At 68.2% G+C, this 13,154-nt stretch carries 11 protein-coding genes and 1 tRNA gene; 5 read left to right on the top strand and 7 right to left on the bottom strand.

Translation table 11 applies throughout. The annotated features are described in order from the left end of the window. Positions 1–33: 33 nt before the first annotated feature. Positions 34–675 (top strand): aminodeoxychorismate/anthranilate synthase component II, encoded by a 642-nt coding sequence (locus ABZV40_RS28360; RefSeq protein ID WP_355447878.1) that lies wholly within the window; start codon positions 34–36, stop codon positions 673–675. A 48-nt stretch (positions 676–723) separates the two neighbouring features. Here the strand turns inward: ABZV40_RS28360 and pknB are convergent, their stop codons facing one another. The 7 genes from pknB to ABZV40_RS28325 are packed head-to-tail and all read right to left on the bottom strand — an operon-like array spanning position 724 to position 10,395. After that, a complete protein-coding gene (gene pknB / locus ABZV40_RS28355; protein ID WP_355447876.1) occupies positions 724–2,736 on the bottom strand; it encodes a Stk1 family PASTA domain-containing Ser/Thr kinase in 2,013 nt (670 codons plus the stop codon). A 58-nt stretch (positions 2,737–2,794) separates the two neighbouring features. Beyond that, positions 2,795–4,270, bottom strand: a complete 1,476-nt coding sequence (locus tag ABZV40_RS28350) for a serine/threonine-protein kinase (RefSeq protein WP_355447873.1) — start codon at positions 4,268–4,270, stop codon at positions 2,795–2,797. After that, positions 4,270–5,745 carry a penicillin-binding protein 2 gene (locus ABZV40_RS28345; RefSeq protein ID WP_355447870.1) on the bottom strand — a complete coding sequence of 492 codons (1,476 nt, stop codon included), beginning with the start codon at positions 5,743–5,745 and terminating at the stop codon, positions 4,270–4,272. The genes ABZV40_RS28350 and ABZV40_RS28345 overlap by 1 nt, the downstream gene beginning before the upstream one ends. After that, positions 5,742–7,214 carry an FtsW/RodA/SpoVE family cell cycle protein gene (locus ABZV40_RS28340; protein WP_355447867.1) on the bottom strand — a complete coding sequence of 491 codons (1,473 nt, stop codon included), beginning with the start codon at positions 7,212–7,214 and terminating at the stop codon, positions 5,742–5,744. The genes ABZV40_RS28345 and ABZV40_RS28340 overlap by 4 nt, the downstream gene beginning before the upstream one ends. A 3-nt stretch (positions 7,215–7,217) precedes the next feature. Beyond that, entirely contained in the window at positions 7,218–8,651 is a 1,434-nt protein-coding gene (locus tag ABZV40_RS28335) for a PP2C family serine/threonine-protein phosphatase (protein WP_355447864.1), read from the bottom strand. Further along, the gene (locus tag ABZV40_RS28330) at positions 8,648–9,109 is read right to left on the bottom strand and encodes an FHA domain-containing protein (RefSeq protein ID WP_355447861.1); all 462 of its coding nucleotides are present in this window, start codon (positions 9,107–9,109) and stop codon (positions 8,648–8,650) included. Before ABZV40_RS28330 ends, ABZV40_RS28335 begins: the two co-directional genes overlap by 4 nt. A gap of 50 nt (positions 9,110–9,159) precedes the next feature. Continuing rightward, positions 9,160–10,395: a DUF3662 and FHA domain-containing protein gene (locus tag ABZV40_RS28325; protein WP_355447858.1), complete on the bottom strand. Its 1,236-nt coding sequence runs from the start codon at positions 10,393–10,395 to the stop codon at positions 9,160–9,162. A gap of 117 nt (positions 10,396–10,512) precedes the next feature. Here ABZV40_RS28325 and ABZV40_RS28320 point away from each other — a divergent pair. The 4 genes from ABZV40_RS28320 to ABZV40_RS28305 all read left to right on the top strand — a co-directional run bounded on the left by ABZV40_RS28320 (position 10,513) and on the right by ABZV40_RS28305 (position 13,100). Further along, positions 10,513–10,595: transfer RNA gene (locus ABZV40_RS28320), tRNA-Leu, on the top strand. 88 nt (positions 10,596–10,683) lie between these two features. Beyond that, positions 10,684–11,496 carry an NADP-dependent oxidoreductase gene (locus ABZV40_RS28315; RefSeq protein ID WP_355447855.1) on the top strand — a complete coding sequence of 271 codons (813 nt, stop codon included), beginning with the start codon at positions 10,684–10,686 and terminating at the stop codon, positions 11,494–11,496. Positions 11,497–11,810: 314 nt separating this feature from the next. After that, positions 11,811–12,428, top strand: a complete 618-nt coding sequence (locus ABZV40_RS28310) for a hypothetical protein (protein WP_355447852.1) — start codon at positions 11,811–11,813, stop codon at positions 12,426–12,428. A 15-nt stretch (positions 12,429–12,443) separates the two neighbouring features. After that, positions 12,444–13,100 (top strand): NAD(P)H-binding protein, encoded by a 657-nt coding sequence (locus ABZV40_RS28305; protein WP_355447850.1) that lies wholly within the window; start codon positions 12,444–12,446, stop codon positions 13,098–13,100. Positions 13,101–13,154: the final 54 nt, after the last annotated feature.

The raw sequence follows: 13,154 nt of genomic DNA, 5'->3' as shown, positions 1-13,154 counted from the left end.
AACTCACTCGACTCGACCGACTAGGCTCTGTCCATGCGCGTGCTCGTGGTCGACAACTACGACAGCTTCGTCTACAACCTCGTCCAGTACCTCGCCCAGCTCGGGGCCGAGTGCGTCGTGCGGCGCAACGACGAGGTGGACCTCGACGAGATCAAGAGCGTCGACGGCGTGCTCGTGAGCCCCGGGCCCGGTACACCGGAGCGGGCGGGGTCGAGCATCGACGTCATCAAGACCTGTGCCGACACCGGTAAGCCGGTCTTCGGCGTGTGCCTCGGCCATCAGGCCATCGGCGTGGTGTGGGGCGGAACGGTCGACCGCGCGCCCGAGTTGTTGCACGGCAAGACGAGCATCGTCTTCCACGAGGGCAAGGGTGTGCTGAACGGCGTGCCGAAGCCGTTCATCGCGACGCGCTACCACTCGTTGACGGTGCTGCCGGAGACGATTCCCGCGGAGTTCGAGGTCACCGGCAAGACCGAGACCGGCATCGTGATGGCCATGCGCCACAAGGAACTTCCGGTCGAGGGCGTGCAGTTCCACCCCGAGTCGGTGCTGACCGACGGCGGTCACCGGATGCTCGCCAACTGGCTCAAGGTCTGCGGCTACGAGGTACCCGAGGCGACGGTCGTGCAGCTCGAGAACGGCATGCGCACGCTCGCCGCGGCCGCACGCCAGTAAGGCGAAAGGGCGGCCCCGGAGTCCGGGACCGCCCTTTCGCGTTTCGGGTCAGTTGGTCGGAACGATGCCCTGTTTGCCGATGGTCACCGTCACCGAAGTTCCCTTCGAGATCGCCGTGCCGCTGGCAGGCTGCTGCGAGATCACCTTCCCCGCCTGCGGGGACCCGGGGTTCACCTGCTGGTCCTGAACGTTGAGGACGCCGTTCCAGCCGAGCGACTTCAGCTTCTGCTCCGCGTCCTTCTGCGACATGCCGGTGAGGTCGGGCATCTCGATCTGGTTGCCCTTCGACACCCGGATCGTGATGGTCGTGTCCTTGGTCACCTTGCTGTTGCCGGTCGGGCTCTGCGAGATGACCACACCCGCGGTCTTGGTGCTGTCGACCTGCTGGACGTCGACCTTGAAGCCGGAGCCCTGAAGCGTCTGCTTGGCGTCGTCCACGTTCTGGCCCACGACATCCGGCACGTTCTGCTTGTCCGGTGCCTTGCCGAGCTGGATGGTGATCGTGCTGCCCTTCTTCAGCTTCAGGCCGGACTCGGGGTTCTGCGACACGACCTTGCCCTGCAGCTTGGAGTCGTCGACCTCGACGGCGTCGGCGCTCTGCGTGAGCTTGAAGCCGCCGGGGTCCTTGTCGACGATCGCCTGGGCTTCCTGCGGAGTCTTGCCCTTCAGATCAGGCACGGTGGCCTCGCCGGCAGGCTGGCCGACGAAGATCGTGACCTGGGAGCCCTTCTGCACCTGGCTGCCGTCCGGCGGGTCGGTCCTGATCACCTTGTTGATCTGGTCCGAGGTGCACGGGGCCGCCGCGCCGTTCGGGCCCGGCTCGCAGGCCACGTCCTGCTGCTGCGGCACCAGGCCTGCCTTCGTCAACAGCTCCCTGGCCTCCAGGGGGCTCCTGCCGACGATCGACGGAACCGGCACCTTCTCGGAGGCCTGGTTGCTGTTGTTCATGATGTTGTTGGTGATCCACGCGGCGAGGCCGAGCACGGCCACGCACAGGATGACCACCAACGTGATCATGATGGCTTTCTTGCGCCGAGCGCGCCGCTCTTCTTCCTCGTCGGCGATCGGGTCGTACTCGTCCTCGGGTTCCGACTTCAGCGCCGCCGGGCGGTGCCTGCCGCCGCCACCGGACATCACCTGGGTGCGCGGCGTGCGGGACGCCTGCTCGTTCATCACGGCGGTGCGGTCCTCGGCCGTCATCACGGCCGGCGCGGAGGGGCGCTGACCGGACAGCACGCGCACCAGGTCGGCACGCATCTCCGCGGCTGACTGGTAGCGGTTCGCCGGGCCCTTCGCCATCGCCTTCAGCACGATCGCGTCGAGCTGCGGCGACACCTTCGGGTTCAGCGACGACGGCGGCTTCGGGTCCTCCCGCACGTGCTGGTACGCGACCGCGACCGGGGAGTCACCGGTGAACGGCGGCTCACCCGTCAGCAGCTCGAACAGCACGCAGCCCGCGGCGTAGACGTCGGAACGGGCGTCGACGGACTCGCCGCGCGCCTGTTCCGGCGACAGGTACTGGGCCGTGCCGATGACGGCGGCGGTCTGGGTGACCGCGGCCTGGCCGTCGTGCACGGCACGGGCGATGCCGAAGTCCATCACCTTCACGGCGCCGGACTTGGTGATCATGACGTTCGCCGGCTTCACGTCGCGGTGGACGATGCCGTGCCGGTGGCTGAAGTCGAGCGCGGCCGAGACGTCGGCCATGACCTCCATCGCGCGCTTGCCGGACAGCGGGCCCTGCGTCTTCACGATGTCGCGCAGCGTCCGCCCGTCGACGAACTCCATGACGATGTACGGCAGCGGGCCGTACTCGGTCTGCGTCTCGCCGGTGTCGTAGACGGCGACGATGGCCGGGTGGTTCAGGGCAGCGGAGTTCTGGGCCTCGCGCCGGAACCGCTCCTGGAACTGGGCGTCGCGGGCGAGGTCTGCGCGCAGCACCTTGATCGCCACGTCTCTGCCGAGGCGGACGTCCCGCCCCTTGTGGACCTCGGACATACCGCCGTACCCGAGGGTCTCACCCAGTTCGTAGCGGTTTGAGAGCAGTCGCGGAGTGCTCATCGGTGCTTCGTCCCGCTCCTCGTCGACGGTGTTCCCAACTCGGTGGTTCTGATCTGGCTCATGGCGCGCACGTCACCTTCACCTGCGAGCCGACTGGCAGCCCGCCTGTCGGCGAGATGGCGGTGACTCGGCACTTCTTCAGATCGCCCGGCGCTGTGCCCTGCGGGCTCTGCACCCTGGGCTCCAGACCGTTGTCGATCAAGTCTTTCCTGGCTTCCTCGCCGGAACGACCGAGGTAGTCGTCCTCGTCGACCTGCTTCAGCGCGTTGCCCGGTATCCGGTCGGCCGAGTCGGGCTTGCCCTGCCCGTTCGCCGATGGTTTCGGGTTCGCCGAGCTCGAGATCGTCGTCTGCAGGCTGACCTGTCCGTTGCCGCTCTTCGGCTCCAGGACCCACTTCCACAGGAGGACCCCACCGAGCGCCAGCAGCACGGCCACCAGGAGAGCGACCATAACCCAGATGACGGTCCGGTTTCTCCCCGGTGGTGTCTGCATGGGGGCGAACGTCCCGGTCTGGTGCGCGGGTTGCATGCCGGGGTGGGTGCCCTGGCGTACCGCCCCCGTCGGGTGGTGCGGCATCTGCGGCGGAACCGGAAGTGGTTGCGACACCTGCGGAGGCGGCGGCTGGGGTGGCAGCACCTGCGGCGGCACACCTTGCGGCACCATCTGCGGCATCGTGAACCCGGACGGCGTCGGCAGCGGCTGGCCCACCCGCACCGCGCTCACCGCGGCGGCGAACTCGCCGCCCGTCCGGTAGCGCTGCCGCGGGTCCTTCACCAGCGTCGCCTCGATCAACGCCCGCGCACCCGGCGGCACGTCCGGCGGCAACGGCGGCGCGATGTCGCGGATGTGCATCATCGCGACGGTCACCGCGTTGTCGGACAGGAAAGGCCGGTGCCCGGCAAGACATTCGTAGCCACACACCGCCAACGAGTAAACGTCGCTCGCGGGTTCGGCCTCTCCGCCGAGAGCCTGTTCGGGTGCGATGTAGTGCGCGGTTCCCATGACCATTCCGGATCGTGTCACGGGTGCCGCGTCCACGGCCTTCGCGATGCCGAAGTCGGTGATCTTCACCTTGCCCGACGGCGTGACCATGATGTTGCCCGGCTTCACGTCCCGGTGCACGAGTCCGCGTTCGTGAGCGGCCTGCAACGCGTTTCCGGTCTGCTCCAGCAGATCCAGCGTCACGTCGGCGGTCAGCCGGCCCCGCGAGATGATCGTCGCGAGCGGCTCGCCCTCGACGAGCTCCATCACGAGGTACGCCGTGTCCTCCGGACCGTCGGTGACGGAAGCGGTCTCGCCGTAGTCGTGCACCGACGCGATGCCGGGGTGGTTGAGCGACGCGGTCATCCGCGCCTCGGTGCGGAAGCGGTGCAGGAACTCGGGATCGCCGGAGAGCTCGGCCTTGAGGACCTTCACGGCCACCCGCCGGTCGAGCCGCTCGTCGGCGCCTTCCCAGACCTCGCCCATGCCACCGACCGCGATCCGCCTGGTCAGGCGATAGCGGTCGGCGAGGAGCTGGCCCTTGGTGAGCATCAGCGACCCGCCAGGTACGCGTTCATCACGGCGCGCCCGATCGGGGCGGCGACCTTGCCACCGGTGGCACCCAGACCGCGGTCGCCACCGTCCTCGACGATCACCGCGATCGCGATCTCCGGCTTCTGCGCGGGCGCGAACGCGATGTACCAGGCGTGCGGCTTGGTCTTCAGCGGGTCGTTGCCGTGCTCGGCGGTGCCGGTCTTCGACGCCACCTGGATGTTGTTGTTGCGGCCCTCGCCACCGGTGTTGGCCTCGGACTGGATCATCATGTCGCGCAGCACGGACGCGTTGTCCTTGCTCATCGCGGTCTCGACCTCGTCGGGGTCGGTCTCGTCGATCGGCTTCAGGTCCGGGCCGAGGATCTTCGACACCAGGTAGGGCTGCATCCGCTTGCCGCCGTTGGCGATCGTCGCGGCCACGACGGCGTTCTCCAGCGGCGTGATCTGCACGTCGCGCTGGCCGATACCGGTCTGGTAGAGCGCGGCCTCGTCCGGGATCGGGCCGAGCGTCGAGGTCTCGACGGGCAGCGGCACCTTCAGGGTGGTGTCGTTGAAGCCGAACTTCTCCGCCTGCCTGCGCAGCTTGGCCGCGCCGACCTGGGCCGCCATCTCGCCGAACGCCGTGTTGCACGACTTGGCGAGCGCGGTCTCCATCGGCACCGTGTCACCGGGGCCGCAGGGCTGGCCGTTGAAGTTCGGGAACGGCGCGTTCGAGGTGCCGGGCAGGTTGATCGTGCCCTTGGCGGTGTACTGGGAGTCCTTGGTCTTGCCGTCCGCCAGAGCGGCCGCGGCCACGACCGTCTTCAGCGTCGAGCCGGCCGGGTACAGGGCCTGCGTCGCGCGGTTGATCAACGGGTCGTTCGCGTCCTTGGCGGTGAGCTGCTTCCACGCCGCGGCCTGCTCGTCGGCGTCGTGGCTCGCGAGCAGGTTCGGGTCGTAGGACGGCGTGCTCACCATCGCGAGGATCTCGCCGGTCGAGGGCCTGATCGCGACGACGGAGCCGGTGAAGCCCTTCGCGGTCAGCTGGTCGTACGCGACCTGCTGCACCTTCGAGTCGAGGGTGAGCTGGACGTTGCCGCCGACCGGGTCACGACCGGTGATCAGAGCGGAGACGCGGCGGGCGAACAGCCGGTCGTCCGAGCCGTTCAGCAGGTCGTTCTCCGCACGCTCCATGCCGGAGGTGCCGTAGGTGACCGACAGGTAGCCGGTGACCGGCGCGAACACCTTGCCGTTGTTGTAGGTGCGCAGGTACCGCAGACGGTCGGTCGTCTCCTTGACGTCCGCGATGACCGTGCCGTCCGCGACCGTGATCAGACCGCGCTTGCGGGCGTACTCGTCGAGCAGCACGCGGCGGTTGTAGGTGTTCAGGCGCCACTCGTCGGCGTTGATGACCTGCACCCACGTGGCGTTGCCCAGTAGCAGCAGGATCATGACCATCATGGCCATGCCGACGCGGCGGAGCGGTGTGTTCATTTGGGACGCTCCACCATCACAGTGTGCTGGTCGGCGATAGCCGGTTGTTGCGGTTTCGGCTTGGGAGCCCGCTGCGGAGCCCTCGCCGCGGCAGAAATTCGCAGTAGCAACGCGACCAGGATGTAGTTCGCGAGCAGCGACGAACCGCCGTAGGACAGGAACGGCGCGGTGATGCCCGTCATCGGGATCAGCTTGGTGACACCGCCGATGATGATGAACACCTGGAAGCAGAGCGCGAACGCCAGACCGCCGCCGAGGAGCTTGCCGAAGCTGTCGCGCACCGAGATGGCACCGCGCAGGCCCCGGAGCGAGAGGATCATGTAGACCAGGATCACCGCGGCGAAGCCGACGAACCCGAGCTCCTCGCCGATGACGGCGGTGATGAAGTCCGTGTTCGCCTCGGGAATCATCTCCGGGCGGCCCGCGCCGAGGCCGGCGCCACCGATGCCCCCGGTCGCGAGGCCGAAGAGCGACTGCGCGATCTGGTAACCGCCACCGACGACGTCGTAGCGCCCGATCGGGTCCTGCCAGTTCGCCACGCGCTGCTGGACGTGCAGGAAGAGCTTCCACGCGATGACCGCGCCACCGGAGAAGAGACCGAGGCCGAGCACGACCCAGGCCGCGCGTTCGGTGGCGACGTAGAGCAGCACCAGGACGATGCCGAAGAACAGCAGCGAGGAGCCGAGGTCCTTCTGCAGCACCATGACCGCGACCGTGACGCCCCACGCCGCGAACAGCGGGCCGAGGTCGCGGGCGCGCGGCAGGTCCATGCCGAGGAACCGGCGGCCGGCGGTGGTGAAGAGGTCCCGCTTCGACACCAGGAACGCCGCGAAGAAGACCATCAGCAGGACCTTGGCGAACTCACCCGGCTGGATGGACAACGGGCCGATGCGCAGCCAGATCTTCGCGCCGTTGATCTCCGGCGCGATGAAGCCGGGCAGCACACCGGGCAGCATCAGCGCGACGAGACCGATGAGGCCGAACGTGTAGCCGAACCGCGCCAGCGTGCGGTGGTCGGAGAGGAACTTCAGCGTGGCCGCGAACAGCAACAACCCGACGGCGGTCCAGATGACCTGCTTGAACGCCACCGGGTCCCAGGTCGAGCCGTCCGGGAAGACCGTGCCTTCGAGGGCGAGGTCGATCCGGTGGATGGTCACCAGGCCGAGCCCGTTGAGCAACGCGACGCACGGCAGGATCACCGGGTCGGCGTACGGCGCCCACCTGCGCACGGCGACGTGCGCACAGGCGAAGAGGCCGAGGTAGGCGAGACCCAGCCAGAGGATCGTCAGGCTGAGCGACCGCTCCTGGTTGAGTTCGACCAGGATCAGCGCCAGCGTCACGATCCCGGCCGCGAACGCGAGCATCACCAGCTCGGTGCCCCGCCGTGTCGGCGGTCGCAGCCCCGGCGACGTGCTCGTCGCCACCGACGCGCCTGGTGAACCTTCCCCGGTGGGGACGGGCGAGCCCATCAACTACGGACCCTCCCGGCATTCCACACCCGGCTTCTGCTGGGAGGGGGTGAGCGAAGGCTCGCTGGTACCGGCCTCCGTGTTCGGCGAACCGGTCGTGGTCGTGGTCGCCGTGGTGCTGCCCGACGGAGTACCGGTCGTCGTCGTGGGCGGCGGGGTCGTCGTGGTGGTGCTCGACGTCGACGACGTGTCCTTGCACAACGGCAGGAGGTGCTCTGTGCGCAGCAACCTGACCGCGGCGCGCGCGCCGTCGATCCCGTTGTCGCTGCGGATGCCGGCGGTGATGGTCTTGCGACCACCTTCCTGCAGGTCCTTCAGCGTGATCTCTTTGCAGCCGGTCGATCCGGGCGGGCACGAGTCCTCGACCTTGGACGACAGCTTGAAGCCGAGAACGGAACCGTTGAGACCGCGGAAGATCGCGACCTGGCCGTCCTCGGTGGCGCCGACGTAGTACTGGGTGTTGAGCCACAGCTTGCCGCCGACCGCCACGGCACCGATGAGCAGGAACAGCACGAAGATGATCACGAACGCCTTGATGGCGTTGCGCTTCTTGCGCTTCGGATCCTGCGCCGGGGGCGGCGGTGCCTCCATGCGCTGCGGCATCGGCGGGCGCTGCTGCGTGAGCGCGCTCGCCCGTGACGCCGCGGAGTCCGGTGGAGCGTTGTGCTCCTCGCTCCCGTCACCGGCCGCGCCACCGACGATCGGGTAGTCGTCGCCGAAGTCGATGTCCTCGACGTCCGCCACGATCACCGTGACGTTGTCGGGGCCACCGCCCTTGAGCGCGAGCTCGATCATCCGGTCCGCGCAGGCCTGCGGGTCGGGGATGCGGATCGCCTCGTCCAGCGTCTCCATCGAGACGACACCGGACAGGCCGTCCGAGCACAGCAGGAACCTGTCACCGGCGCGCGCCTCGCGCACGGTGAGGCTCGGCTCGAAGTCGTGGCCGGTCAGCGCGCGCAGCAACAACGAGCGCTGCGGGTGCGTGGCGGCCTCGTCCGGGGTGATCCGGCCCTCGTCGATCAACGACTGGACGAACGTGTCGTCGTGCGTGATCTGCGCGAACGTGCCCTCCCGCAGGAGGTACGCGCGCGAGTCGCCGATGTGCACCAGCCCGAGCCTGTTGCCCGCGAACAGGATGGCCGTGAGCGTGGTGCCCATGCCCTCCAGGTCGGGGTCGCTCGTGACGAGTTCGGAGATGGCGCCGTTGCCGGCCGCGACCGCGTCGCGGAGTTTGCCGAGGAGGTCGTCGCCAGGCTCGTCGTCGTCGACGTGGGCCAGCGAGGCGATGACCACCTTGCTCGCGACTTCACCGGCGGCGTGGCCACCCATGCCGTCGGCGACTGCGAGCAGGCGAGGGCCCGCGTACACGGAGTCCTGGTTGTTGGAGCGAACCAGGCCCCGGTCGCTGCGGGCCGCGTATCGAAGAACCAAGGTCATGAGCGCAGCTCGATCACCGTTTTGCCAATGCGGATCGGGGTGCCGAGAGGTACGCGCAGGGGTGCGGTGACCTTCGCTCGGTCTAGGTAGGTGCCGTTCGTGGAGCCGAGATCCTCCACGTACCAGTCGGTGCCGCGCATGGACAGCCTCGCGTGCCTGGTCGACGCGAAGTCGTCGTCCAGGACGAGAGTGGAGTCGTCAGCGCGGCCGATCAGGATCGGCCTGCCGTCGAGCGAGATGCGGGTGCCGGTCAGCGCCCCGTGGGTGACCACGAGTTGCCGAGGCGCCTTGCTTCCCCTCGCCGACTTCTCGGACCTCCGGAATCCGGGCAGACCTGACGCCCGGAGCCCTGAGGCTGCGTAGAGATCAGAGCGGACCACACGTAGGGCGGCCAGCACGAAGAGCCAGAGGAGCACGAGAAAGCCCACTCTGGTCAGCTGCATCACCAGCTCTTGCACCGGTTGTAACCGCTCCTGCCTTGAGTTGCATACCGACGCCCGTGTCGACCTCAGCCCGCGGTGCGGAAGACCAGTGACGAGTGGCCGATGCGGACGACGTCGCCCTCCGCGAGCTGCCAAGTCTGCACTGGCGTGCCGTTCACCGTGGTGCCGTTGGTCGAACCGAGATCAGCGAGCATCGCATTCTGCCCGTCCCAGGAGATTTCCAGGTGGCGCCTGGAGACTCCCGTGTCCGGGAGGCGGAAGTCGGCTTCCTGCCCACGTCCTACGACGTTTCCACCCTGCTTGAGGTTGTACGTCCGGTTGGAACCGTCGTCGAGGTGCAGGGTCGCGTTGAGCTGGCGGTTGGCACCCTGGGTGGCGGGAGGGGCGTATCCGCCCTGGTTGTAGCCCTGGTCGTAGCCACCCTGCTGGCCGTAGGCCGGCTGCTGGCCGTAACCCTGGTCATACCCGCCCTGCTGGCCGTAACCCTGGTCGTAACCGCCTTGCTGGCCGTAACCCTGGTCGTAGCCCTGCTGGCCGTAGCCCTGCTGCTGGCCGTAGCCCTGGTCGTAGCCGGCGCCCTGCTGGCCGCCGCCGTAGCCCTGGTCGTAGCCCTGCTGCTGCCCGTAACCCTGGTCGTAGCCCTGCTGGGCGCCGCCGTAGCCGCCGCCCTGCTGGCCGTAGCCCTGGTCGTAGCCCTGCTGCTGGCCGTAACCCTGGTCATACCCGCCCTGCTGCTGGCCATAGCCCTGTTGCTGGCCGTAGCCCTGCTGCTGGTGCTGGTCGTAGCCCTGCTGGCCGTAGCCGCCCTGACCATAAGGGTCCTGGCCGGGCTGGCCCTGTCCTTGTCCGTAGCCGGGTGGCTGGCTCATGGATCGGTCTCCTGCGGTGCGAGGTGGTGCTGACCGTCGGCTGGCCGCTTTCACGTCGGGGTCGACGGACGAGCTGGTTCGGAACTGTCCGGTGTGCAGCGCCTCGGAGCGCTCCAGGGAGACTACGACGTCACCATAGGTATCCCATCCGGACTCGGCCAGGTGCTCCCGCAGGCCCTCTGCGAGTAGCTGGGTGATGCGTAGTTCATCCTGCTCATCGCCCGCAAGACGCTCGTGGTCCTGGGGTCCGAGCAACACTTTGAAGTGGTTGGGGGCTAGCAGTCTGCCACCCGCGAGCTCGCGGATGTTGCTGTCACCCTCCCGTTGCAGCGCCTGTGCCACCTCTTGGGGCACCACGTTGCCTCCGAACACGCGCGCGAAGGTGTTGCCGACCAGACCTTCCAGCTTGCGCTCGAAACGTTGCAGGCCCACGTCAACTCCTTCCGCTCGGACGGGCTCCTGTGCCGATCGTATCCGGGTGCGACCAGCCCTACAGGGGGCGATTAGGAACCTGGTTTGGACGCGTGCTAGTGTTCTCCACGTCTCCAGGGGCAAGTGGCGGAATGGCAGACGCGCACGGTTCAGGTCCGTGTGTCCGAAAGGACGTGGGGGTTCAACTCCCCCCTTGCCCATCGAAAGACAGATGGAACCCCTCTCGCGGAATCGCGAGGGGGGTTCTTTCGTTGATCGGCTGTATCGGATTCCTTGATCCAACAGGTGATGTCTGTCACTCGTTCGGGGGTCGACATGTGGGCGATAGCGGCGGCGGACTTCGGTGCTCAGCTCGAACTCGTGGAGCTTCCCGAGCCGGAAGCGGGCCCGAACGAGCTGAAGGTCCGGTTGTTCGCGGCGAGCGTGAACCCGTTCGACCGCAAAGTCGTCGACGGGATGCTTCGCGGAACCGGAGAGCACCTGTTCCCGATGGTTCCCGGAACTGATGGTGCCGGTGAGGTGGTTGGTTCCGGAGAGAGGATTTTCGGCACCTTCTTCCACCGTCCAGTCGGCCGCGGAACATACGCCGAGTACGTCACAGTTCCGATCGGGAACGCGTTGGCGCCGTTGCCGGAAGACCTCGATCCCGCCGTTGCCGCCGCATTGCCGACCGCGGGTATGACGGCGTGGCAGTTGGTGGAGGCGCTGGGGTCCGCGGAATCCGTGCTGATCATCGGGCCGAACGGCGGCGTCGGGTCGTTCGCCGTGCAGATCGCTCGCGCGGCCGGCAAGCGGGTGATCCCCGTCGGCCGGGGCGACTCCCTCGTCGAGGCTGACGCGCTGATCGACCTCGTGAGCACCGACCGTTCGTCGTTCGAGGCGAACGCGCGCTACGCGCCGTTGGCGTTCAACACCAACTACGTCTCCGCTGACAAGGCCCAGAACTTCGGCATGAAGGGGTCGCGGGAAACGCTCGTGCGGCTCGCGTCGATGGTGCAGGCGGGGGATCTGTCCGTGCCGATCGCCCGCCGTGTGCCGTTGCGTGAGGCGACTGACGTTTTCGCAGGTCGTGGCCCTGGCAAGACCGTGATCATCATGTAGGTGGTCGTTCTGGCGCGGTGAACGGTCGGCGGGCGGTGACCGGCGCCGCCGGGCGGCTTTTCGTCGCCACGCGTAGCGCACCCACTCTGAGCAGGTCTTTTGGTGCGTCCATCCGGATTAACGTCACCCAGACGGCAGCACCGTAGGACCGAACTCCCCGCGCCACTCTTCGACCGGTCACCGACCGGTCGGCGCCGTCGATCGCAACAGGCTTCGCGACCTGGGGAAGGGCCGCGCGCTTACTGCTAAGCCTTATGCAGAGCACGAGTCGAATCGCGGCGGATCTCCCGCCGCGCTGGCGAGGAGGCACTGGCGTGAGCAGCACCCCAGCAAGGATCGCGGCACCCGACAGCGCACGGGGACTGTCGACCACCGCGCTCCCGGTTCCGGAACTGCCCGCGTCCGTCGAGGAGCTGGCAGCCGCTGCGGCGATCCGCCTCGGCTGGCACGGCGTCGTCCTGCCCGAGATGGTCCTGATGGGCCGCAAGGTCGTCGTCGTGGCCGAGCTGCTCGCCGACGCGCACGCCGAGCGCGTGTGCGTGGGTGCGGGCCCCGAGGCCGACAAGACCACCGTGTCGACGTGGGTGTGGCCGGAGATGGAAGGCCGCGTTCCTCCCGCCGCCGTGCGCATCGTCGGCGTCCTGGCCGTCGCCCGTCACTGGCGGACCGCGCTGGCCTCCGCCGTCCCCTTCTCCCGCTACGGCAACGCCGCGGTCGTGCTGCCCGAGTCGGTCGCGTTCTCGCACGACTACCTGTCGAACTGCCTGCCGCGCGTGCGCCGCTACGGCGTCTCGGTCCTGCTGGCCGACGACGAGAAGGACCTCTCGGTCGACGTCTCCGGTCGTCAGGAGAACGTGCCCGCCGAGGACACCGCCATCACCCGCTGGGTCAACGAGCTGGTCTACGAGCAGGTGCTCGCCACCGCTTCCTGATCTACGGTCGGGGACATGCGAGTAGTCATAGCCGGCGGACACGGGCAGATCGCGCTGCTTCTCGAGCAGCAGCTGGCCACCCGTGGAGACGCGGCGACAGCGCTGGTCCGCAACCCCGATCACTTCACTGACGTGCAGGAAGCCGGAGCCGTTCCGGTGCTGTGCGACCTGGAGTCCGCCGATCTGGACTCGGTCGCCGCGTATTTGAACGGCGCTGATGCCGCGGTTTTCGCCGCTGGTGCCGGGGCCGGCTCTGGAGCCGCCCGCAAGGACACCGTCGACTTTCGCGCCGCCGCGCTGTTCGCCTCCGCTGCCGTCGAAGCAGGGGTGCGGCGGTTTCTGCAGGTCTCCACGGTCGGGATCGAGCTCGCCGACTCGCCTTCGGTGGATCCGGAGTTCGCGGTCTACCTCAAGGCCAAGAAGCTCGCCGAAGAAGACCTGAAGTCCCGGGATCTCGACTGGACGATCCTGCGACCGGGACCGCTGGTCAACGATCCGCCGACCGGGCTGGTGACCCTGGCCGCGCCTCGGCTGCCGCGGTCGTCAGTGACGCGTGCGGACGTGGCCGCCGTGCTGGCGGAGCTGCTCACCGCACCGCAGACGATCGGCAAGACGCTGGAACTGACGAACGGCGAGACGCCGGTCGCCGACGCCGTTCGCGCCGTTCTCTGAGTGCACGCGGGGAGCTTTCGTGTACTCCTGGTGCACGTGGAGTCCCCGCGTGCA

The sequence above is a fragment of the Lentzea sp. NPDC004782 genome (assembly GCF_040609115.1).
Classification (GTDB): Bacteria; Actinomycetota; Actinomycetes; order Mycobacteriales; family Pseudonocardiaceae; genus Lentzea.
Note: the sequence above shows the minus strand (reverse complement) of the source record. Positions and strands in the feature narration are given on the sequence as shown.

Coding starts and splice junctions, on each gene's coding strand:
- ABZV40_RS28315 (WP_355447855.1), top strand. CDS start 10,684: ATGTCTGTCACTCGTTCGGGGGTCGACATGTGGGCGATAGCGGCGGCG.
- ABZV40_RS28305 (WP_355447850.1), top strand. CDS start 12,444: ATGCGAGTAGTCATAGCCGGCGGACACGGGCAGATCGCGCTGCTTCTC.
- ABZV40_RS28350 (WP_355447873.1), bottom strand. CDS start 4,270: ATGCTCACCAAGGGCCAGCTCCTCGCCGACCGCTATCGCCTGACCAGG.
- pknB (WP_355447876.1), bottom strand. CDS start 2,736: ATGAGCACTCCGCGACTGCTCTCAAACCGCTACGAACTGGGTGAGACC.
- ABZV40_RS28345 (WP_355447870.1), bottom strand. CDS start 5,745: ATGAACACACCGCTCCGCCGCGTCGGCATGGCCATGATGGTCATGATC.
- ABZV40_RS28360 (WP_355447878.1), top strand. CDS start 34: ATGCGCGTGCTCGTGGTCGACAACTACGACAGCTTCGTCTACAACCTC.
- ABZV40_RS28335 (WP_355447864.1), bottom strand. CDS start 8,651: ATGACCTTGGTTCTTCGATACGCGGCCCGCAGCGACCGGGGCCTGGTT.
- ABZV40_RS28340 (WP_355447867.1), bottom strand. CDS start 7,214: ATGGGCTCGCCCGTCCCCACCGGGGAAGGTTCACCAGGCGCGTCGGTG.